This is a genomic window from Pseudomonas sp. TH07, from assembly GCF_016651285.1.
In the GTDB taxonomy this organism is placed as follows: Bacteria; Pseudomonadota; Gammaproteobacteria; order Pseudomonadales; family Pseudomonadaceae; genus Aquipseudomonas.
Window position 1 is genome coordinate 889,723 of the sequence record NZ_JAEKED010000001.1, and the last position, 19,160, is coordinate 908,882.

15 protein-coding genes, 2 tRNA genes and 3 rRNA genes are annotated in these 19,160 nt (G+C 56.7%); 9 read left to right on the top strand and 11 right to left on the bottom strand.

Annotation, left to right across the window (positions count from 1 at the left end; genetic code table 11):
- Positions 1-93: 93 nt before the first annotated feature.
- The 6 genes from rrf to tyrS all read right to left on the bottom strand — a co-directional run bounded on the left by rrf (position 94) and on the right by tyrS (position 7,055).
- A 5S ribosomal RNA gene (gene rrf / locus JFU57_RS04310) occupies positions 94-209 on the bottom strand.
- A gap of 154 nt (positions 210-363) precedes the next feature.
- Positions 364-3,255: ribosomal RNA gene (locus tag JFU57_RS04315) — 23S ribosomal RNA — on the bottom strand.
- A gap of 244 nt (positions 3,256-3,499) precedes the next feature.
- Positions 3,500-3,575: transfer RNA gene (locus JFU57_RS04320), tRNA-Ala, on the bottom strand.
- Between the two features lie 30 nt (positions 3,576-3,605).
- A tRNA-Ile gene (locus JFU57_RS04325) sits at positions 3,606-3,682 on the bottom strand.
- Positions 3,683-3,763: 81 nt separating this feature from the next.
- A 16S ribosomal RNA gene (locus JFU57_RS04330) occupies positions 3,764-5,302 on the bottom strand.
- The 16S, 23S and 5S rRNA genes sit together here with 2 tRNA genes alongside, the layout of an rRNA operon.
- A 553-nt stretch (positions 5,303-5,855) precedes the next feature.
- Complete coding sequence (gene tyrS, locus JFU57_RS04335) at positions 5,856-7,055, bottom strand: tyrosine--tRNA ligase (RefSeq protein ID WP_201128256.1); 1,200 nt, start codon at positions 7,053-7,055, stop codon at positions 5,856-5,858.
- A gap of 209 nt (positions 7,056-7,264) precedes the next feature.
- On the opposite strand from tyrS, the gene JFU57_RS04340 reads away from it, so the two are divergent.
- Both JFU57_RS04340 and JFU57_RS04345 read left to right on the top strand, forming a co-directional pair.
- On the top strand, positions 7,265-8,686 hold the full coding sequence (locus tag JFU57_RS04340) for a peptidoglycan DD-metalloendopeptidase family protein (RefSeq protein ID WP_078472901.1): 1,422 nt from the start codon (positions 7,265-7,267) through the stop codon (positions 8,684-8,686).
- A gap of 3 nt (positions 8,687-8,689) precedes the next feature.
- Positions 8,690-9,781, top strand: coding sequence for an anhydro-N-acetylmuramic acid kinase (locus tag JFU57_RS04345; RefSeq protein ID WP_078472900.1), 1,092 nt, complete (start codon positions 8,690-8,692; stop codon positions 9,779-9,781).
- 66 nt (positions 9,782-9,847) lie between these two features.
- Here JFU57_RS04345 and erpA read toward each other — a convergent pair whose 3' ends face one another.
- A complete protein-coding gene (erpA, locus tag JFU57_RS04350; protein WP_007947969.1) occupies positions 9,848-10,198 on the bottom strand; it encodes an iron-sulfur cluster insertion protein ErpA in 351 nt (116 codons plus the stop codon).
- Between the two features lie 138 nt (positions 10,199-10,336).
- On the bottom strand, positions 10,337-11,371 hold the full coding sequence (gene argC / locus JFU57_RS04355; protein ID WP_201128257.1) for an N-acetyl-gamma-glutamyl-phosphate reductase: 1,035 nt from the start codon (positions 11,369-11,371) through the stop codon (positions 10,337-10,339).
- A gap of 135 nt (positions 11,372-11,506) precedes the next feature.
- On the opposite strand from argC, the gene hemJ reads away from it, so the two are divergent.
- The 6 genes from hemJ (at position 11,507) to coq7 (ending at position 16,000) form a co-directional block, all read left to right on the top strand.
- Entirely contained in the window at positions 11,507-11,938 is a 432-nt protein-coding gene (gene hemJ / locus JFU57_RS04360; RefSeq protein ID WP_078472898.1) for a protoporphyrinogen oxidase HemJ, read from the top strand.
- Positions 11,939-11,971: 33 nt separating this feature from the next.
- The gene (locus JFU57_RS04365) at positions 11,972-12,940 is read left to right on the top strand and encodes an NAD(P)H-dependent flavin oxidoreductase (RefSeq protein WP_201128258.1); all 969 of its coding nucleotides are present in this window, start codon (positions 11,972-11,974) and stop codon (positions 12,938-12,940) included.
- Between the two features lie 92 nt (positions 12,941-13,032).
- Positions 13,033-13,962 (top strand): DUF805 domain-containing protein, encoded by a 930-nt coding sequence (locus JFU57_RS04370; RefSeq protein ID WP_201128259.1) that lies wholly within the window; start codon positions 13,033-13,035, stop codon positions 13,960-13,962.
- Positions 13,963-14,022: 60 nt separating this feature from the next.
- Positions 14,023-14,811, top strand: a complete 789-nt coding sequence (locus JFU57_RS04375) for an SDR family NAD(P)-dependent oxidoreductase (RefSeq protein ID WP_201128260.1) — start codon at positions 14,023-14,025, stop codon at positions 14,809-14,811.
- Positions 14,812-14,887: 76 nt separating this feature from the next.
- A complete protein-coding gene (locus JFU57_RS04380; RefSeq protein WP_020295495.1) occupies positions 14,888-15,226 on the top strand; it encodes a histidine triad nucleotide-binding protein in 339 nt (112 codons plus the stop codon).
- Positions 15,227-15,352: 126 nt separating this feature from the next.
- Positions 15,353-16,000 (top strand): 2-polyprenyl-3-methyl-6-methoxy-1,4-benzoquinone monooxygenase, encoded by a 648-nt coding sequence (coq7, locus tag JFU57_RS04385; RefSeq protein WP_078472895.1) that lies wholly within the window; start codon positions 15,353-15,355, stop codon positions 15,998-16,000.
- A 61-nt stretch (positions 16,001-16,061) separates the two neighbouring features.
- On the opposite strand, the gene speD is transcribed toward coq7, so the two are convergent.
- Together speD and JFU57_RS04395 are read right to left on the bottom strand one after the other, a co-directional pair.
- A complete protein-coding gene (gene speD / locus JFU57_RS04390; RefSeq protein ID WP_020295493.1) occupies positions 16,062-16,856 on the bottom strand; it encodes an adenosylmethionine decarboxylase in 795 nt (264 codons plus the stop codon).
- A 239-nt stretch (positions 16,857-17,095) separates the two neighbouring features.
- Positions 17,096-17,518 (bottom strand): OsmC family protein, encoded by a 423-nt coding sequence (locus JFU57_RS04395; protein ID WP_020295492.1) that lies wholly within the window; start codon positions 17,516-17,518, stop codon positions 17,096-17,098.
- 235 nt (positions 17,519-17,753) lie between these two features.
- On the opposite strand from JFU57_RS04395, the gene crp reads away from it, so the two are divergent.
- Positions 17,754-18,398 (top strand): cAMP-activated global transcriptional regulator CRP, encoded by a 645-nt coding sequence (gene crp, locus JFU57_RS04400; protein ID WP_020295491.1) that lies wholly within the window; start codon positions 17,754-17,756, stop codon positions 18,396-18,398.
- Here the strand turns inward: crp and JFU57_RS04405 are convergent.
- Complete coding sequence (locus JFU57_RS04405) at positions 18,395-19,096, bottom strand: lipoate--protein ligase family protein (RefSeq protein ID WP_078472894.1); 702 nt, start codon at positions 19,094-19,096, stop codon at positions 18,395-18,397. The genes crp and JFU57_RS04405 overlap by 4 nt on opposite strands.
- Positions 19,097-19,160: the final 64 nt, after the last annotated feature.

The window sequence follows — 19,160 nt, forward strand, 5'->3', positions numbered from 1 at the left end:
CTGAAGACAAGCCCCACTTATGAAGCCTTGGCTTTCCTGCGCGCAAAAACAAAACCCCTGATTGCGTTAGCAATCAGGGGTTCTGGAATTTAATCTTGACGATGACCTACTCTCACATGGGGAAACCCCACACTACCATCGGCGATGCATCGTTTCACTGCTGAGTTCGGGATGGGATCAGGTGGTTCCAATGCTCTATGGTCGTCAAGAAATTCGGGTACTGAGTCGTGACCAGTTGGCCTCGCTTCAGCAAATTGGGTATGTAATAGATTTGTGTGTTTCTCTCGAACTTTCGGTTCGTTTCGTCTTCACACACCGCAATCAGGTTCTTCTTTCGAAGTTACAAGATTGCTTGGGTGTTATATGGTCAAGCCTCACGGGCAATTAGTATTGGTTAGCTCAACGCCTCACAGCGCTTACACACCCAACCTATCAACGTCGTAGTCTTCGACGGCCCTTCAGGGAACTCAAGGTTCCAGTGAGATCTCATCTTGAGGCAAGTTTCCCGCTTAGATGCTTTCAGCGGTTATCTTTTCCGAACATAGCTACCCGGCAATGCCACTGGCGTGACAACCGGAACACCAGAGGTTCGTCCACTCCGGTCCTCTCGTACTAGGAGCAGCCCCTCTCAAATCTCAAACGTCCACGGCAGATAGGGACCGAACTGTCTCACGACGTTCTAAACCCAGCTCGCGTACCACTTTAAATGGCGAACAGCCATACCCTTGGGACCGGCTTCAGCCCCAGGATGTGATGAGCCGACATCGAGGTGCCAAACACCGCCGTCGATATGAACTCTTGGGCGGTATCAGCCTGTTATCCCCGGAGTACCTTTTATCCGTTGAGCGATGGCCCTTCCATACAGAACCACCGGATCACTAAGACCTACTTTCGTACCTGCTCGACGTGTCTGTCTCGCAGTCAAGCGCGCTTTTGCCTTTATACTCTACGACCGATTTCCGACCGGTCTGAGCGCACCTTCGTACTCCTCCGTTACTCTTTAGGAGGAGACCGCCCCAGTCAAACTACCCACCATACACTGTCCTCGATCCGGATAACGGACCTGAGTTAGAACCTCAAAGTTGCCAGGGTGGTATTTCAAGGTTGGCTCCACGCAGACTGGCGTCCACGCTTCAAAGCCTCCCACCTATCCTACACAAGCAAATTCAAAGTCCAGTGCAAAGCTATAGTAAAGGTTCACGGGGTCTTTCCGTCTAGCCGCGGATACACTGCATCTTCACAGCGATTTCAATTTCACTGAGTCTCGGGTGGAGACAGCGCCGCCATCGTTACGCCATTCGTGCAGGTCGGAACTTACCCGACAAGGAATTTCGCTACCTTAGGACCGTTATAGTTACGGCCGCCGTTTACCGGGGCTTCGATCAAGAGCTTCGCGTTAGCTAACCCCATCAATTAACCTTCCGGCACCGGGCAGGCGTCACACCCTATACGTCCACTTTCGTGTTTGCAGAGTGCTGTGTTTTTAATAAACAGTCGCAGCGGCCTGGTATCTTCGACCGGCATGAGCTTACGGAGCAAGTCCTTCACCCTCACCGGCGCACCTTCTCCCGAAGTTACGGTGCCATTTTGCCTAGTTCCTTCACCCGAGTTCTCTCAAGCGCCTTGGTATTCTCTACCCAACCACCTGTGTCGGTTTGGGGTACGGTTCCTAGTTATCTGAAGCTTAGAAGCTTTTCTTGGAAGCATGGCATCAACCACTTCGTCACCTAAAAGGTAACTCGTCATCAGCTCTCGGCCTTAGAATCCCGGATTTACCTAAGATTCCAGCCTACCACCTTAAACTTGGACAACCAACGCCAAGCTGGCCTAGCCTTCTCCGTCCCTCCATCGCAATAACTAGAAGTACAGGAATATTAACCTGTTTTCCATCGACTACGCTTTTCAGCCTCGCCTTAGGGACCGACTAACCCTGCGTCGATTAACGTTGCGCAGGAAACCTTGGTCTTTCGGCGTGGGTGTTTTTCACACCCATTGTCGTTACTCATGTCAGCATTCGCACTTCTGATACCTCCAGCAAGCTTCTCAACTCACCTTCACAGGCTTACAGAACGCTCCTCTACCGCATCACTTACGTGATACCCGTAGCTTCGGTGTATGGTTTGAGCCCCGTTACATCTTCCGCGCAGGCCGACTCGACTAGTGAGCTATTACGCTTTCTTTAAAGGGTGGCTGCTTCTAAGCCAACCTCCTAGCTGTCTAAGCCTTCCCACATCGTTTCCCACTTAACCATAACTTTGGGACCTTAGCTGACGGTCTGGGTTGTTTCCCTTTTCACGACGGACGTTAGCACCCGCCGTGTGTCTCCCATGCTCGGCACTTGTAGGTATTCGGAGTTTGCATCGGTTTGGTAAGTCGGGATGACCCCCTAGCCGAAACAGTGCTCTACCCCCTACAGTGATACATGAGGCGCTACCTAAATAGCTTTCGAGGAGAACCAGCTATCTCCGAGCTTGATTAGCCTTTCACTCCGATCCACAGGTCATCCGCTAACTTTTCAACGGTAGTCGGTTCGGTCCTCCAGTTAGTGTTACCCAACCTTCAACCTGCCCATGGATAGATCGCCCGGTTTCGGGTCTATTCCCAGCGACTAGACGCCCTATTAAGACTCGCTTTCGCTACGCCTCCCCTATTCGGTTAAGCTCGCCACTGAAAATAAGTCGCTGACCCATTATACAAAAGGTACGCAGTCACAGAACAAAGTCTGCTCCCACTGCTTGTACGCATACGGTTTCAGGATCTATTTCACTCCCCTCTCCGGGGTTCTTTTCGCCTTTCCCTCACGGTACTAGTTCACTATCGGTCAGTCAGTAGTATTTAGCCTTGGAGGATGGTCCCCCCATATTCAGACAAAGTTTCTCGTGCTCCGTCCTACTCGATTTCATGACTAAGAGATTTTCGCGTACAGGGCTATCACCCACTATGGCCGCACTTTCCAGAGCGTTCCGCTAATCTCAAAGCCACTTAAGGGCTAGTCCCCGTTCGCTCGCCACTACTAAGGGAATCTCGGTTGATTTCTTTTCCTCAGGGTACTTAGATGTTTCAGTTCCCCTGGTTCGCTTCTTGCACCTATGTATTCAGTACAAGATACCTAACTTATGTTAGGTGGGTTCCCCCATTCAGACATCTCCGGATCAAAGTCTGTTTGCCGACTCCCCGAAGCTTTTCGCAGGCTACCACGTCTTTCATCGCCTCTGACTGCCAAGGCATCCACCGTATGCGCTTCTTCACTTGACCATATAACCCCAAGCAATCTGGTTATACTGTGAAGACGACATTCGCCGAAAATTCGCGATTAAACTCACAAATTTTACCTTAGCCTGATCCGTTACCAGTGAAAGTAACGCTCAGTCTATCTTTCTATCACATACCCAAATTTTTAAAGAACGATCTAGTCAAAGACTAGAAATCAACATTCACCATCAACTCGATGGAATGCTCATTTCTAAGCTTTATCACAGAAACAGCGTTAAGCAGTAAGTGGTGGAGCCAAACGGGATCGAACCGTTGACCTCCTGCGTGCAAGGCAGGCGCTCTCCCAGCTGAGCTATGGCCCCGTATCGCTACAGGCTTTTCCCACACAAAATTGGTGGGTCTGGGCAGATTCGAACTGCCGACCTCACCCTTATCAGGGGTGCGCTCTAACCAACTGAGCTACAGACCCAATTTCGGGCTGTTTCTATCGTCTTCTTCAATGAATCAAGCAATTCGTGTGGGTGCTTATGGAGCAGCTGATGTCGTCGATTAAGGAGGTGATCCAGCCGCAGGTTCCCCTACGGCTACCTTGTTACGACTTCACCCCAGTCATGAATCACACCGTGGTAACCGTCCTCCCGAAGGTTAGACTAGCTACTTCTGGTGCAACCCACTCCCATGGTGTGACGGGCGGTGTGTACAAGGCCCGGGAACGTATTCACCGCGACATTCTGATTCGCGATTACTAGCGATTCCGACTTCACGCAGTCGAGTTGCAGACTGCGATCCGGACTACGATCGGTTTTGTGGGATTAGCTCCACCTCGCGGCTTGGCAACCCTCTGTACCGACCATTGTAGCACGTGTGTAGCCCAGGCCGTAAGGGCCATGATGACTTGACGTCATCCCCACCTTCCTCCGGTTTGTCACCGGCAGTCTCCTTAGAGTGCCCACCATTACGTGCTGGTAACTAAGGACAAGGGTTGCGCTCGTTACGGGACTTAACCCAACATCTCACGACACGAGCTGACGACAGCCATGCAGCACCTGTCTCAATGTTCCCGAAGGCACCAATCTATCTCTAGAAAGTTCATTGGATGTCAAGGCCTGGTAAGGTTCTTCGCGTTGCTTCGAATTAAACCACATGCTCCACCGCTTGTGCGGGCCCCCGTCAATTCATTTGAGTTTTAACCTTGCGGCCGTACTCCCCAGGCGGTCAACTTAATGCGTTAGCTGCGCCACTAAGAGCTCAAGGCTCCCAACGGCTAGTTGACATCGTTTACGGCGTGGACTACCAGGGTATCTAATCCTGTTTGCTCCCCACGCTTTCGCACCTCAGTGTCAGTATCAGTCCAGGTGGTCGCCTTCGCCACTGGTGTTCCTTCCTATATCTACGCATTTCACCGCTACACAGGAAATTCCACCACCCTCTACCATACTCTAGCTTGCCAGTTTTGGATGCAGTTCCCAGGTTGAGCCCGGGGATTTCACATTCAACTTAACAAACCACCTACGCGCGCTTTACGCCCAGTAATTCCGATTAACGCTTGCACCCTCTGTATTACCGCGGCTGCTGGCACAGAGTTAGCCGGTGCTTATTCTGTCGGTAACGTCAAAACAATCACGTATTAGGTAACTGCCCTTCCTCCCAACTTAAAGTGCTTTACAATCCGAAGACCTTCTTCACACACGCGGCATGGCTGGATCAGGCTTTCGCCCATTGTCCAATATTCCCCACTGCTGCCTCCCGTAGGAGTCTGGACCGTGTCTCAGTTCCAGTGTGACTGATCATCCTCTCAGACCAGTTACGGATCGTAGCCTTGGTGAGCCATTACCTCACCAACTAGCTAATCCGACCTAGGCTCATCTGATAGCGCAAGGCCCGAAGGTCCCCTGCTTTCTCCCGTAGGACGTATGCGGTATTAGCGTCCGTTTCCGAACGTTATCCCCCACTACCAGGCAGATTCCTAGGCATTACTCACCCGTCCGCCGCTCGCCACCAGGTACAAGTACCCGTGCTGCCGCTCGACTTGCATGTGTTAGGCCTGCCGCCAGCGTTCAATCTGAGCCATGATCAAACTCTTCAGTTCAAACATCTTTGGGTTTTTAAGAAACCCTAAACTTGGCTCAGCAATCGTTGGTTACATCTTTGATTTCTCGCGGAGTAACTTGTGATGCTGATAATCTTTTTGACTATCAGTCTGACTCCACAAGCACCCACACGAATTGCTTGATTCAGTTGTTAAAGAGCGGTTGGTTAAGATCTTTCGTCTCAACCGAGGCGCGCATTCTACAGCAGCCTCATTTGCTGTCAAGTGATTATTTTCAGAAGTTTTCGAAGATTTCTTCAACAACTTCAACCACTTGCGCTTCCGATCTCTCGTTAGCGGGAGGCGAATTCTACAGCGTTACTCGCTGTTGTCAACACCTTCTTTTCACCGCTTTCGACCGAGAAGATCGAACCGTTAATAGAGCCAAACAACACCGCCCTATCAACTCCTTCTGGGCTTCGATGATCTGAAGCAGCTCGCTGTCGAAAACCGCGTAACTCTTTGTTTACCAAGGAGTTTTCCGTTTCGACTGCGCCGGAAGTGGGGCGAATTATAGACTTCCAGAATCTGCCGTCAACCCCTATTTTCAGCTTTATTCAGATTTGAGGGTAATTCGTGCAAATGCCTTCTTGCCGGCCTGGCAAACATGAGTCGCGCCCAACTTATATATAAAGGTGCGATCAACCACCTCACCATCTATACGCACACCACCCGAGCCGAGAAGATCCCGCGCCACAGCAGAGTTCTTCACCAGGCCCGCCTTATTAAGGACAGCCGCGATCGGCATATCCTCGGCTGCAACCAGTTCGACCTCTGGCAGATCATCCGGCAGCTCGCCATCCTTCATGCGATTGCCCGCGCCGCGATGAGCGCTCGCCGCAGCCTCTTCGCCATGGAAGCGCGCAACGATCTCTTCCGCCAGTTTGATCTTGATATCCCGTGGATTGGCACCCGCTTCAACATCCGCCTTAAAGGAAAGGATCTCTTCCATCGTGCGGAAGCTGAGCAGCTCAAAGTAACGCCACATCAGCGCATCCGGAATGGAGACCAGCTTGCTGTACATGACGCCCGGCGCTTCCTGGATACCGACGTAGTTACCCAGCGACTTGGACATCTTCTTGACGCCATCCAGCCCTTCGAGCAACGGCATGGTCAGGATGCACTGAGCCTCCTGACCATAACCACGCTGCAGCTCACGCCCCATCAGCAGATTGAACTTCTGATCGGTACCGCCCAGTTCGACGTCGGCACGCAATGCCACCGAGTCATACCCCTGAACCAGCGGGTAGAGAAACTCGTGAATCGCAATGGGTTGATTGGTCGAGTAGCGCTTGTCGAAGTCATCGCGCTCAAGCATGCGAGCTACGGTGTACTGAGAAGTCAGGCGAATGAAATCCGCCGGCCCCATCTTGTCCATCCATGTGGAGTTGAAAGCCACTTCGGTTTTGGCCGGATCTAGAATCTTGAAGACCTGACTTTTATAAGTCTCGGCGTTATCGAGAACCTGCTCACGGGTCAAAGGAGGACGCGTTGCGCTCTTGCCACTCGGATCGCCGATCATGCCGGTGAAGTCGCCAATCAGGAAGATCACCTGGTGACCCAGATCCTGGAACTGACGCAGCTTATTAATAAGCACGGTATGACCCAAGTGCAAATCCGGCGCAGTCGGATCGAAGCCAGCTTTAATACGCAGCGGCTGACCGCGCTTGAGCTTCTCGATCAGCTCGGACTCGACCAATACTTCTTCCGCACCACGTTTGATCAGCGCTAGCTGCTCTTCAACCGACTTCATAACAGACCCGTAAGGCTCAGATTCAAAGGGAACCAACCATACAAGATCACGGACTAATTACAAGTTTTGCCCCGCGCGCGGAGGCCATTGCACGAGCAGAGTGTCCGCGAGCTTGCGTCACAGATGATTTGGTTATATTTTATACAGTTATTTCATCTTCATCATGTCATTCATCTTTTCCAATTCATCTTTTCAAAGTCAAATTACCTATGACCACAGAACCGTCTAAAGCGCCGCCGCTTTATCCGAAGACCCACCTGCTCGCAGCAAGTGGTATCGCCGCCCTCCTCAGCCTGGCTCTCCTGGTATTCCCTTCCAGTGATGTAGAAGCCAAACGAACAACCCTGAGTCTTGACCTGGAAAGTCCAGCAGAACAACTGACACAAGATCAAGACGCTGCCGACGCCGTCCAAGCCACAAATGAAGCCGTCGCTTCGCCTTTTGCACAGATTGAAAACACCGCTGAAGACACCGCGCAAACCGCTGAGGCCGAGCCCGCTCCAGTCGCGGCAGAAGAGCCGAAGGCGCCGGGCCATAGAGAAGTCATCGTTAGCAAAGGCGATACGCTTTCCACGCTGTTCGAAAAAGTAGGCCTGCCCACCTCATCGGTGCATGAACTGCTGGCCAGCGACAAACAGGCCAAGCAATTCACCCAACTCAAGCACGGCCAGAAACTGGAGTTCGAACTGAGCCCAGACGGCCAGCTGAACAACCTGCACAGCAAAGTCAGTGACCTCGAAAGCATCACCCTGACCAAAGGCCCCAAGGGTTATGCCTTCAATCGCGTCATCACCAAACCGGTTGTGCGTTCGGCTTATGTACATGGCGTGATCAACAGCTCGCTGTCCCAGTCGGCGGCCCGCGCAGGCCTGTCCCACAACATGACCATGGACATGGCCAACGTGTTTGGCTACGACATCGACTTTGCCCAGGACATTCGCCAGGGCGACGAATTCGACGTGATCTATGAGCAGAAAGTGATCAACGGCAAGACGGTCGGTACCGGCAACATTCTTTCTGCTCGTTTCACCAACCGCGGCAAGACCTACACCGCAGTGCGCTACACCAACAAGCAAGGCACCAGCAGCTACTACACCGCTGATGGCAATAGCATGCGCAAAGCGTTCATCCGCACCCCAGTGGACTTCGCACGCATCAGCTCGCGCTTTTCCATGGGGCGCAAGCATCCGATCCTGAACAAGATCCGCGCTCACAAGGGCGTTGATTACGCGGCACCACGCGGTACACCAATCAAGGCCGCAGGTGATGGCAAGGTATTGCTGGCCGGTCGCCGCGGCGGCTACGGTAATACGGTGATCATCCAGCACGGCAATACCTACCGCACGCTGTACGGCCACATGCAAGGTTTCGCCAAGGGCGTGCAGACCGGCGGAAACGTCAAGCAGGGTCAAATCATTGGCTATATCGGTACTACCGGTCTATCCACTGGCCCGCACCTGCACTATGAGTTCCAGGTCAACGGTGTCCACGTCGACCCGCTGGGCCAGAAGCTGCCAATGGCCGACCCAATTGCAAAAGCAGAACGCGCGCGCTTCCTGCAACAGAGCCAGCCGCTGATGGCGCGCATGGATCAGGAACGGGCCACCATGCTGGCCTCGAGCAAACGCTAAGCCATGGTGCTCTATATAGGTGTGATGTCCGGAACCAGCCTTGATGGCCTGGACATCGCACTGATTGAACAGAGCCCGGCGATCAAACTGCTCGCCACCCATTACATCCCCATGCCTGAATCCCTGCGCGCCGAGCTCTTGGCTTTGTGCGCCAGCGGCCCCGATGAGATTGCCCGTTCAGCCATCGCCCAACAACACTGGGTCCGGCTGGCCGCACAGGGCATTCACAGTCTTCTCGAAAAGCAGCAATTGAAACCCGACAGCATTCGAGCGATTGGCAGCCATGGGCAAACCATTCGCCACGAACCCGCTCGGGGGTTTACGGTGCAGATCGGTAACCCGGCGCTGCTGACAGAGCTGACCGGGATCACCGTAGTCAGCGACTTTCGTAGCCGCGACGTGGCAGCAGGCGGGCAAGGCGCCCCGCTAGTCCCGGCCTTTCACGAAGCACTGTTCGAGCAGCGCGCCGGCCAGCGTGCGGTGCTGAATGTGGGCGGCTTCAGCAACCTGAGCCTGATAGAACGCGACAAGCCGGTGGCCGGATTCGACTGCGGCCCAGGCAACGTGCTGCTGGATGCGTGGATCCACTCCCAGCGTGGGGATAACTTTGACCGGGACGGCAGATGGGCTGCCAGCGGTAACGTCGAAGCCAGCTTGCTGAAGACGCTATTGAGCGATCCTTTCTTTGCCACCCAGGGCCCAAAAAGCACCGGCCGCGAAGTGTTCAATCTGCCATGGTTGCAACAGCATCTCGCCACATTGCCAGCCTTTGCGCCGGAAAACGTGCAAGCAACCCTGCTCGAACTCACCGCGCTGACCATCGCCGAGTCACTGCAAGCCGCCCAGCCGGCCACTCAGGAGCTGCTGGTCTGCGGCGGCGGTGCTCATAACTCCGCCCTGATGAACCGCCTGGCCCAGCTGCTCCCTCACAGCAAGGTGGCCAGTACCGCGACCCATGGCGTGGACCCGGATTGGGTCGAGGCCATGGCTTTCGCCTGGCTGGCTCATTGCTGTCTTGAGGGTATTGCCGCCAACCGACCGAGCGTCACTGGCGCCCATGGCCTGCGAGTACTGGGCGCGATCTACCCGGCCTGATCGCCAGACAGCAAAACGCCGCAAGGCCTTGAAGCTATGCGGCGTTGAGTGAAACCTTGAATCGGATCAGATCGAGAACGATGAACCGCAACCACAGGTGGTGCTGGCATTCGGGTTCTTGATCACGAAACGCGAGCCCTCCAGACCTTCCTGGTAATCCACCTCGGCACCCGCCAGGTATTGGAAACTCATCGGATCAACCACCAGACTCACACCTTCGCGCTCGACGATGGTGTCGTCATCGGCCACTTCCTCATCGAAAGTGAAACCGTATTGAAACCCTGAACAACCGCCGCCCGTAACGAATACGCGCAGCTTCAAGCGATCATTACCCTCTTCATCGACCAGGCTCTTCACCTTGTGCGCAGCACCGTGGGTGAATTGCAAAGCCGTGGGGGTGAAGGATTCGACGCTCATGCTGACTATCTCCCGGCGTTACGCCGCCATAATGCGTGATGACGGGCATTATCCGCTTCTCCTAGAAAAGCGGTCAACTATTAGCGGAGCAGCGGCAAGCCTGAAGCTATAAGCCGACCGCCTGGATGCCCTGTGCAGTTACGGCAACATGCCGGCGTGGGACAGGCCCAAACGCTCATCCAGACCGAACATGATGTTGAGGTTCTGCACTGCCTGACCGGATGCGCCCTTGACCAGGTTATCGATCACCGACAACACCACCACCAGGTCGCCGTCCTGCGGCCGATGCACGGCAATCCGGCAGACGTTGGCGCCGCGCACACTGCGCGTTTCCGGGTGGCTGCCCGCGGGCATCACATCCACGAAAGGCTCGTTGGCATAGCGCTTTTCGAACAATGCCTGCAAATCGACCGACCTGTCGACCACGGTTGCATAAAGCGTGGAGTGAATGCCGCGAATCATCGGCGTCAGGTGCGGGACAAACGTCAGGCCCACATCCTGGCCTGCTGCCCGGCGCAGGCCCTGGCGAATTTCCGGCAGGTGGCGATGGCCTTTGACGGCGTAGGCTTTCATGCTTTCCGAGGTTTCTGAATACAGGGAACCAACGCTGGCGCCGCGACCGGCACCGCTGACCCCGGATTTGCAGTCGGCAATCAGGCGGGAGCTATCGGCAAGGCCGGATTCCAGCAACGGCAGGAAACCCAGCTGGGTCGCCGTCGGATAACAACCTGGTACAGCAATCAGGCGGGCGTTCCTGATCTGCTCGCGATTGACTTCCGGCAGGCCGTAGACCGCTTCGCCCAGCAACTCGGGCGCACCGTGGGGCTGGCCGTACCACTTGGCCCACTCCTCGGCATCCTGCAGACGGAAATCGGCCGACAGATCGATGACCTTGGTCCCGGCCGCCAGCAACTCACCGGCCAGCGCGTGGGCTACGCCATGGGGCGTCGCGAAAAACACTACGTCGCAGGCGCCCAGGGTGTTGATATCCGGCACGCTGAATTCCAGGCCGTCATAGTGACCTCGCAGGTTGGGGTACAGATCGGCTACAGCCAGCCCGGCCTCGGATCGCGAAGTAATGACTTCCACTTGCGCCTGCGGGTGCTGTGCCAATAGACGCAGCAATTCGACACCGGTGTAACCCGTGCCGCCGACGATACCGACCTTGACCATATACCTGCCCTCAACGAACCCACTGGAAAGCCGTCGATGATAGGGCGCGCCCTGCCCTGCGACAACCGTCAAGGTGACGTGCGGACGCTCTACCCTCTACTATCTCGCCTACCGTGAACCTGGGAATAACTAAAAATGCTTTATCTATGGCTCAAAGCTTTTCATATCGTCAGTGTGGTCTGCTGGTTTGCCGGCCTGTTTTATCTGCCACGACTGTTTGTCTACCACGCCCAAAGCGAGGACACCGTGAGCAAGGAGCGCTTCAGCCTCATGGAGCGCAAGCTGTATCGCGGGATCATGGGCCCGGCGATGGTCGCGACCCTGGTGTTCGGCATCTGGCTGCTGAGCCTCAACCCCAGCGCCTACTTCGGCCAGGGTGGCTGGATGCACGCCAAGTTGACCCTGGTGGTGATCCTGATCGGCTACCACCACATGTGCGGCGCGCAAGTGAAACGTTTTGCCCGTGGCGAAAACACCCGCAGCCATGTCTTTTATCGCTGGTTCAATGAAGTACCCGTTCTGATATTGCTGGCTATTGTAATTTTGGTTGTTGTACGACCGTTCTAACCTCTACAGACGTCATTAACCGGGGTACTTCCAATGTCGCTGCCTGCTCTGCTCGAACAACGCCTGCGTCTGCCAGTGGTCGTGGCGCCCATGTTCCTGATTTCCAACCCGCAATTGGTCCTGGCTTGCTGCCGTAATGGCGTGGTCGGCAGCTTTCCGGCACTGAACCAGCGTGAAAGCAGCGGGTTCAAGGCCTGGCTCGAGGAAATCGAAGCGGGGCTGGCGACACTGGAAAATCCCGCGCCCTATGCCGTCAACCTGATCGTGCATAACAGCAACCCGAGATTGCAGGCCGACCTGGAGATTTGCATCGAGCACAAAGTGCCGATCGTCATTACCAGCCTGGGCGCCGTGAAGGAATTGGTCGACGCGGTGCACAGCTATGGTGGCCTGGTGTTCCATGACGTCACCACGCGTCGCCATGCGGAGAAGGCAGCCGAGGCCGGGGTCGACGGACTGATTGCCGTGGCCGCCGGCGCGGGCGGCCACGCCGGCACCTGGAGTCCCTTCTCGCTGATCGCGGAGATCCGCCAGTTCTTCGACAAGACCCTGTTGCTCGCCGGCTGCTTGAACCACGGCCACGAGGTGCTCGCCGCACAGATGCTAGGCGCGGACCTGGCTTACTTCGGCACCCGTTTCATCGGCACCACGGAAAGCCACGCCCCGGATGCCTATAAAGAGATGCTGCTAAGCTCCCGAGCCGCCGATATCGTGCACACCGCCGCGGTGTCCGGGGTTCCCGCCAGTTTTATGCGCCAGAGCCTGGAGAATGCAGGTTTCGACCTCGCCGCCCTGCAAGGCAAGGGCGAGGTCAACTTCGGCTCCAAGCTCAAACCCGTCAGCGACGAGGCCAAAGCCTGGAAAACCGTGTGGTCTGCGGGTCAAGGGGTAGGCGAGATCCACGATCTGCCCAGTGTCGACCAATTGATTGCACGCCTGGATGCCGAGTACCGCCAGGCGCTTGAGCAGGCGAGCCAACTGCCGAAACGTTGGCCACGCTGAAATGTCTGAGGTTTGTTAGCCAGCCACGGGTAGCTGGCCTTAAACTGCTGACCTTTATGTAAGCCTTCATTTCAGATGACAAGGATGCCCCTATGAGCGAACCCCGCTTCAAGATTGTTTTCGATGGCGCCCTGTTACCCGGTGTCGAAAAAAACAGCGCTCAGCAAAAGCTCGCCGAGCTGTTCAAGAGCGACATTGGCGCAATCGAACCCCTGTTCGGCGGCCAGCCGGTGGTACTCAAGCGCGAACTGTCCCAAGCCGATGCCGACCGCTACCTCGAAGCCCTGCACAACACCGGGATCGCCGCGCGCATCGAGGCTGAACAAGCCCTGGACCTGAACCTCGCGCACGTCGAACACACGCCCCCCGTCGCGGCCCCGATCGCGGCCAGCAATCCTGAATCGCCCTACGCTCCACCCCGGGCCACCGTGGGTGAAGTGCTGCCAGAGTTTTCCGAGCTCAAGGTCTTCAGCATCCAGGGCCGTATCGGCCGCCTGCGCTACCTGGCCTGGACCCTGGTACTGACCGTGGCGATGATGGTGGTGGTCGGGATCGGCGCCCTGATCGGCTTTGCCAGCCTGATGTCCGCGGAGTCTTCAGGGTTGGCCATGGGGTTTGGTGCCCTGGTCGCGATTGTGCTGTTCGTGGCCTTCGTGGTGGTCAGCATCCAGATCAGTGTCCAGCGTCTGCATGACCTGGGCTGGTCCGGCTGGCTCTGGCTGATCAACTTTGTGCCCATCGTGGGCAGCTTCTTCCCACTGGTCCTGGTCGTCAGCCCCGGCAGCAACATCGCCAACCGTTACGGCCCGCCGCCACCGCCAAACACCACAGCCGTAAAAGCATTGGCGTGGATGTGGGTGGCGTTGATTGCCCTGATCATCGTCGCCGGCGTGGCAGGCGGCCTGAGTTCGCTCAGTGAGTACAGCGAAAGCAGCTCCAGCTACAGCGAAAGCCAGAACGCAACCGGCGATGAAGACGCGGCCGAAGCGGCCTCACCCGCTGTAGACTATGAAGAAGAATAAACGTACCTGAGCCTGCGACCTCTCTGTCGCGGGCCATTGGCCGTTGCGATGGAGAACTGCATGACCCGTTACGCTCTGATCACTGGCGCTTCCAGCGGCATAGGCCTGGCCTTGGCGGAAGCACTGGCCCGGCGCGGGCGCAACCTGATTCTGGTGGCCCGTCAGCGTGATCAGTTGGAAAGTATCGCCCTTGAACTGACCCAGCGCTTTGGCGTCGAGGTGCTGTTTCGCGCGTGCGACCTGGGCGAGCCACTGCGTCTCTCGGGCTTTCTGCTGGAGCTCGAAGAAGGCGATCGGCAGATCGATCTGCTGGTCAATTGCGCCGGCATGGGTACCAGCGGCCCATTCCTGGCACAGGACTGGATGACCGAACAGGACCTGATTGAAGTCAACATCCTGGCCCTGACCCGCCTGTGCCATGCCCTGGGCAACAGCATGGCCTTGCTGGGCGGCGGGCAGATTCTTAATGTCGCTTCAGTCGCCGCCTTTTATCCCGGCCCCTGGATGAGCACCTACTACGCGAGCAAGGCTTACGTCCTGCACTTTTCCGAAGGCTTGCGCGAAGAGTTGAAAAACTGCGCGGTCAAGGTTTCGGTGCTCTGCCCCGGCCCGACACGCACCGCGTTCTTTCGCACCGCCCAACTGAACGCTGAAAAACTGCAAGTCAGCAAATTGCTGATGAGCCCCGAGGAAGTTGCACTCTATGCCGTGCGCGCCATGAAAAAGAATCGCGCGATCATCATTCCCGGCCGCCTGAACCGCTGGATGGCATTCAGCAGCCGCCTGGGCTCACGCTGGCTGACGCGCAAGCTGGTCGGCTACGCCAACAGGGCCTATTGCCCGCGCTAGGCATCACGTAAATGGCTGGGCGCACGCAGGTCGCCTGAGTACACTCAGCCCGGACCCACCCAATGGAGAAACAGCTGTGGATACTCTGTTCACCAAGATCATCAACAGAGAAATACCCGCGAAGATCATTTACGAGGACGACCAGGTCCTGGCCTTCCACGACATTGCTCCGCAAGCGCCAGTGCACTTTCTGGTGATCCCGAAGAAACCGGTGCGCACCCTCAACGACCTCACCGAGGACGACAAGGCCCTGGCCGGCCACATTCTGTTCACCGCTCAACGCCTGGCCAAGGAGCTGGGCTGTGAAGATGGTTTCCGCGTGGTCATGAACTGCAATGAGCTGGGCGGGCAAACCGTCTATCACATTCACATGCACGTACTTGGCCAGCGCCAGATGAACTGGCCTCCGGGCTGATCGCTCTATCTGGCCGTTTTGCGGCGCACTCTCAGCCTGTTTCAGGCGAGGGTGCGCTGATCCAGCGCAGGTTTCGTCCCATCGATTGGGGTAAACTGGCCGCCGTGATTTTTCCCGGAGGTAAGCATGACTACCCAACGTCACTACTCGCCGATTGACCGTCTGCTGCTGCAAGCCGATACGGCCATGCGCACCCTGCTGCCCTTCAGTGGCCAGCCTTATCGCCCTTCGCCAGCCATTGTGCAGCCCGATGCGCAGATGACTGAAGAAGACACCCGCCACGTCGCGGGCCTGATGCGGATCAACCATACCGGCGAGGTCTGCGCCCAGGCGCTGTATCAGGGCCAGGCCCTGACCGCCAAGTTGCCCCAGGTGCGCGAGGCCATGGAGCACGCCGCCGAAGAGGAAATCGACCACCTGGCCTGGTGTGAACAACGCATTCGCCAGTTGGGCAGCCACCCCAGTGTGCTCAACCCGCTGTTCTACGGCCTTTCGTTCGGTATCGGCGCGGTCGCCGGCTTGATCAGCGACAAGGTCAGCCTGGGTTTCGTGGCTGCCACCGAAGACCAGGTGTGCAAGCACTTGAATGAACACCTGGAGCAATTGCCGGCCGAGGACGAAAAGTCCCGGGCGATCCTGCAACAAATGCGCACCGACGAAGAACACCATGCCCAAAGCGCACTGGAGGCCGGTGGTTTCCGCTTCCCGGCACCGGTAAAGTTCGGCATGAGCCTCTTGGCCAAGGTCATGACCAAGAGCACCTACCGCATCTGATGCGGTAAATCGCAGGCACAAAAAAGGGCGCTATCTCAGCGCCCTTTCTTTTGCCTGAAAATCAGCTCGGCATGTTGCGCGCGTAGAAGATTTCCAGCATTTCGTGCTTCACACGTTCTGTCACCTGGGCACGCTGCTCAGTGGACAGGTTGCTGGTGGCGTCGCCGAACAGGTAGTTATCCAGTTCGAAGTTCTTCAGCAGCATTTTGGTGTGGAACATATTCTCCTGGTACACATTCACATCGGTCATCTGGTAACCGTCGCGGGTGTCTTCGGACAAGTAGTTCTGGATCGAGTTGATCTCGTGGTCGATGAAGTGCTTCTTGCCTTCGACGTCACGGGTGAAACCCCGCACGCGGTAATCCACGGTCACGATGTCCGACTCGAACTGGTGAATGAGGAAGTTGAGGGCTTTAAGCGGTGAAATGACCCCGCAAGTCGACACATCGATATCCACACGGAAAGTTGCAATACCGTCCACCGGATGGATCTCCGGGTAGGTGTGCACCGTGATGTGGCTCTTGTCGAGGTGGGCCAGGATAATTTCAGGCAACGGGCCTGGGGACTCTTCGATCTGGCTCTCGGTAGGCGTTACCGGCTCTTCCGAGATCAGAATGGTCACGCTGGCACCTTGGGGATCGTAATCCTGACGGGCGATGTTCAGGATATTGGCACCAATGATATCGACAACTTCCGTGAGGATCTGCGTCAGGCGTTCCGCGTCGTACATCTGGTTGATGTATTCGACATAGGCCTGCTGGTCCTGCGGGGTTTCCGCATAGCAGATGTCATAGATGTTGAAGCTCAAGGTCTTTGTCAGGTTATTGAACCCATGGAGCTTGAGTTTGCTTTTCACCGTTTGAAAACTCTCTGTGTATTGCGGCACGGCCGCGTGATCAAGCATGCCCGTCAGATGCGAACGACGCAGCTGCGTAGGACGGTTAACACCTCTTCGCGATGGCGATTTTGGTTGTCTGTTCGGGCGCGTGACCTGTTGATTAACCGATCACTGCCCTGAAAAAAGTGGCGCATTATGCAGACCTCAGCCAGTGATCGCCAGAGTCTGCGCCGCTTTTATGATAGTTGAATGTCGATTCAACCCAGCTCGACGATTTCGTAATCGTGAGTAATGGCTACGCCGGCAGCGCCAAGCATGATCGATGCCGAGCAATACTTTTCGGCCGACAGCTCGATGGCGCGCTTGACCTGGGCTTCCTTGAGCCCGCGGCCCTTGACCACAAAGTGCATGTGGATCTTGGTAAACACCTTGGGGTCTTCGGTGGCGCGCTCGGCTTCGAGGAAGGCTTCGCAGCTTTCAACGGCCTGCCGAGACTTCTTGAGAATGCTGACCACATCGAAGTTGCTGCAACCGCCCACGCCGAGCAGGAGCATTTCCATAGGGCGAACGCCCAGGTTGCGGCCACCGGCTTCCGGCGGGCCATCCATTACCACCACATGCCCGCTGCCCGATTCACCGAGGAACATGGCTTCGCCTGCCCATTGGATGCGTGCCTTCATGGCCAAGACTCCACTGCTAAAAAAGGGTCGCCAGCTTAGCACAGGGGCCTGAAACGGCAGCGTGCTGACGATTCATCGGCACCCGCGGCTGTCACTCGGAAATATCTTAATTTGAGCGAGATCCGTCTGTTAAGCTGGCGCCAAATCAATGGCGCATCGCCAGCTTGAAATGGCCCGGCAACAGGCCTCATAAGAAAACCAAAACACCACCGTGTAGTCTTTTCGGGATACAACCATGGTTGCTATTGCCCCCACCCCCAAGATCAAGAACCTCGACAAGCTGCTGATGCACTGTCAGCGCCGTCGCTATCAGGCCAAGAGCAATATCATTTGCGCGGGCGATGCGTCGGACACGCTGTTCTTCATCATCAAGGGCTCGGTCACCATCCTCATCGAAGACGATGACGGACGGGAAATGATCATCGCCTACCTCAACTCCGGGGATTTTTTCGGTGAGCTGGGGCTGTTCGAGCAGGCCGGACACGAGCAACAACGCAGCGCATGGGTCCGGGCCAAGGTCGAGTGCGAGGTGGCGGAAATCAGCTACGCCAAGTTCCGTGAGCTGTCCCAGGTCGACCCGGACATTCTGTACGTGCTCAGCGGGCAAATCGCCCAGCGCTTGCGCAACACCACCCGCAAGGTCGGCGACCTGGCCTTCTTCGATGTCACGGGGCGGGTTGCCCGCTGCCTGCTGGAGTTGTGCAAGCAGCCGGACGCCATGACTCACCCCGATGGCATGCAGATCAAGGTCACCCGGCAAGAGATCGGGCGCATCGTCGGCTGTTCGCGGGAGATGGTCGGTCGGGTGCTCAAGGACCTCGAAGAGCGCAACCTGGTGAGCGTCAAAGGCAAGACCATGGTGGTGTTCGGCACCCGTTAAGCGGCGAATACCTGCGCCAGCATCTGCCGATACAGGGTCTCCAGGCGCTCCATGGCCTGAGGAGCGGCAAAGGCCTCATGCAGCGCGATATGACTCTGGGCGCGACAGCGCTGCTCCAGGCCACAAGCCTGATTGAAGCAATTGACCGCGGCGACCATCGACTCACGCTCGTTATCCAGCAGCAGCGCACCATGCACCAACCCCACCGGGCGCTGCCCGCCCCGGCTCTGGCGCCAGCGTTGCGCCGTGCCCACCAGCTTGCGGCCATCCAGATTGACGTTGAAACGCCCATCGCAGAAGGCGCCGTCCACCTCCCCCAGCGAAGGCGTACCGCCCAGCTCGCTCAGCAGGTCGCAGATCGGCTGGCACAGCCGGCGGTAGGCGGTTTCGATCCGACTCTGATCCCCTTCGCTGCGCGGCGGCGCATAGACCAGGGCGATATTCACCGTCGCGGCCGATTGGGGCACCGGTTCGCCGCCGGTCTCACGCAGCAGCACCGGCCAGCCGGTGGCCGCCACCGCCGTGCAAGCCTGTTCGAAATCTGCCAGTCGACTCAGACGACGGGGCATGACCAGGGCTTTATCGCTCGGCCGCCAGAACAGCAGGCCAAAATCTTCATCGCCGGCACAGATGCGCGCCAGCAGGTCCTGTTCGGCTTGCAGGCCGGCTTCGACAGTCAAGGCAACGGGCTGAGTCATGGCAGTAGAACTTCCTTGGCGATGGCTATAAAAAAGCCGGCATCGCCGGCTTCTTCATGGGGTC

What these genes read in the sequence shown, in the direction of transcription:
- tyrS (WP_201128256.1), bottom strand. Translation starts at nt 7,055, where the DNA reads ATGAAGTCGGTTGAAGAGCAGCTAGCGCTGATCAAACGTGGTGCGGAA.
- JFU57_RS04340 (WP_078472901.1), top strand. Translation starts at nt 7,265, where the DNA reads ATGACCACAGAACCGTCTAAAGCGCCGCCGCTTTATCCGAAGACCCAC.
- JFU57_RS04345 (WP_078472900.1), top strand. Translation starts at nt 8,690, where the DNA reads ATGGTGCTCTATATAGGTGTGATGTCCGGAACCAGCCTTGATGGCCTG.
- erpA (WP_007947969.1), bottom strand. Translation starts at nt 10,198, where the DNA reads ATGAGCGTCGAATCCTTCACCCCCACGGCTTTGCAATTCACCCACGGT.
- argC (WP_201128257.1), bottom strand. Translation starts at nt 11,371, where the DNA reads ATGGTCAAGGTCGGTATCGTCGGCGGCACGGGTTACACCGGTGTCGAA.
- hemJ (WP_078472898.1), top strand. Translation starts at nt 11,507, where the DNA reads ATGCTTTATCTATGGCTCAAAGCTTTTCATATCGTCAGTGTGGTCTGC.
- JFU57_RS04365 (WP_201128258.1), top strand. Translation starts at nt 11,972, where the DNA reads ATGTCGCTGCCTGCTCTGCTCGAACAACGCCTGCGTCTGCCAGTGGTC.
- JFU57_RS04370 (WP_201128259.1), top strand. Translation starts at nt 13,033, where the DNA reads ATGAGCGAACCCCGCTTCAAGATTGTTTTCGATGGCGCCCTGTTACCC.
- JFU57_RS04375 (WP_201128260.1), top strand. Translation starts at nt 14,023, where the DNA reads ATGACCCGTTACGCTCTGATCACTGGCGCTTCCAGCGGCATAGGCCTG.
- coq7 (WP_078472895.1), top strand. Translation starts at nt 15,353, where the DNA reads ATGACTACCCAACGTCACTACTCGCCGATTGACCGTCTGCTGCTGCAA.
- JFU57_RS04395 (WP_020295492.1), bottom strand. Translation starts at nt 17,518, where the DNA reads ATGAAGGCACGCATCCAATGGGCAGGCGAAGCCATGTTCCTCGGTGAA.
- crp (WP_020295491.1), top strand. Translation starts at nt 17,754, where the DNA reads ATGGTTGCTATTGCCCCCACCCCCAAGATCAAGAACCTCGACAAGCTG.
- JFU57_RS04405 (WP_078472894.1), bottom strand. Translation starts at nt 19,096, where the DNA reads ATGACTCAGCCCGTTGCCTTGACTGTCGAAGCCGGCCTGCAAGCCGAA.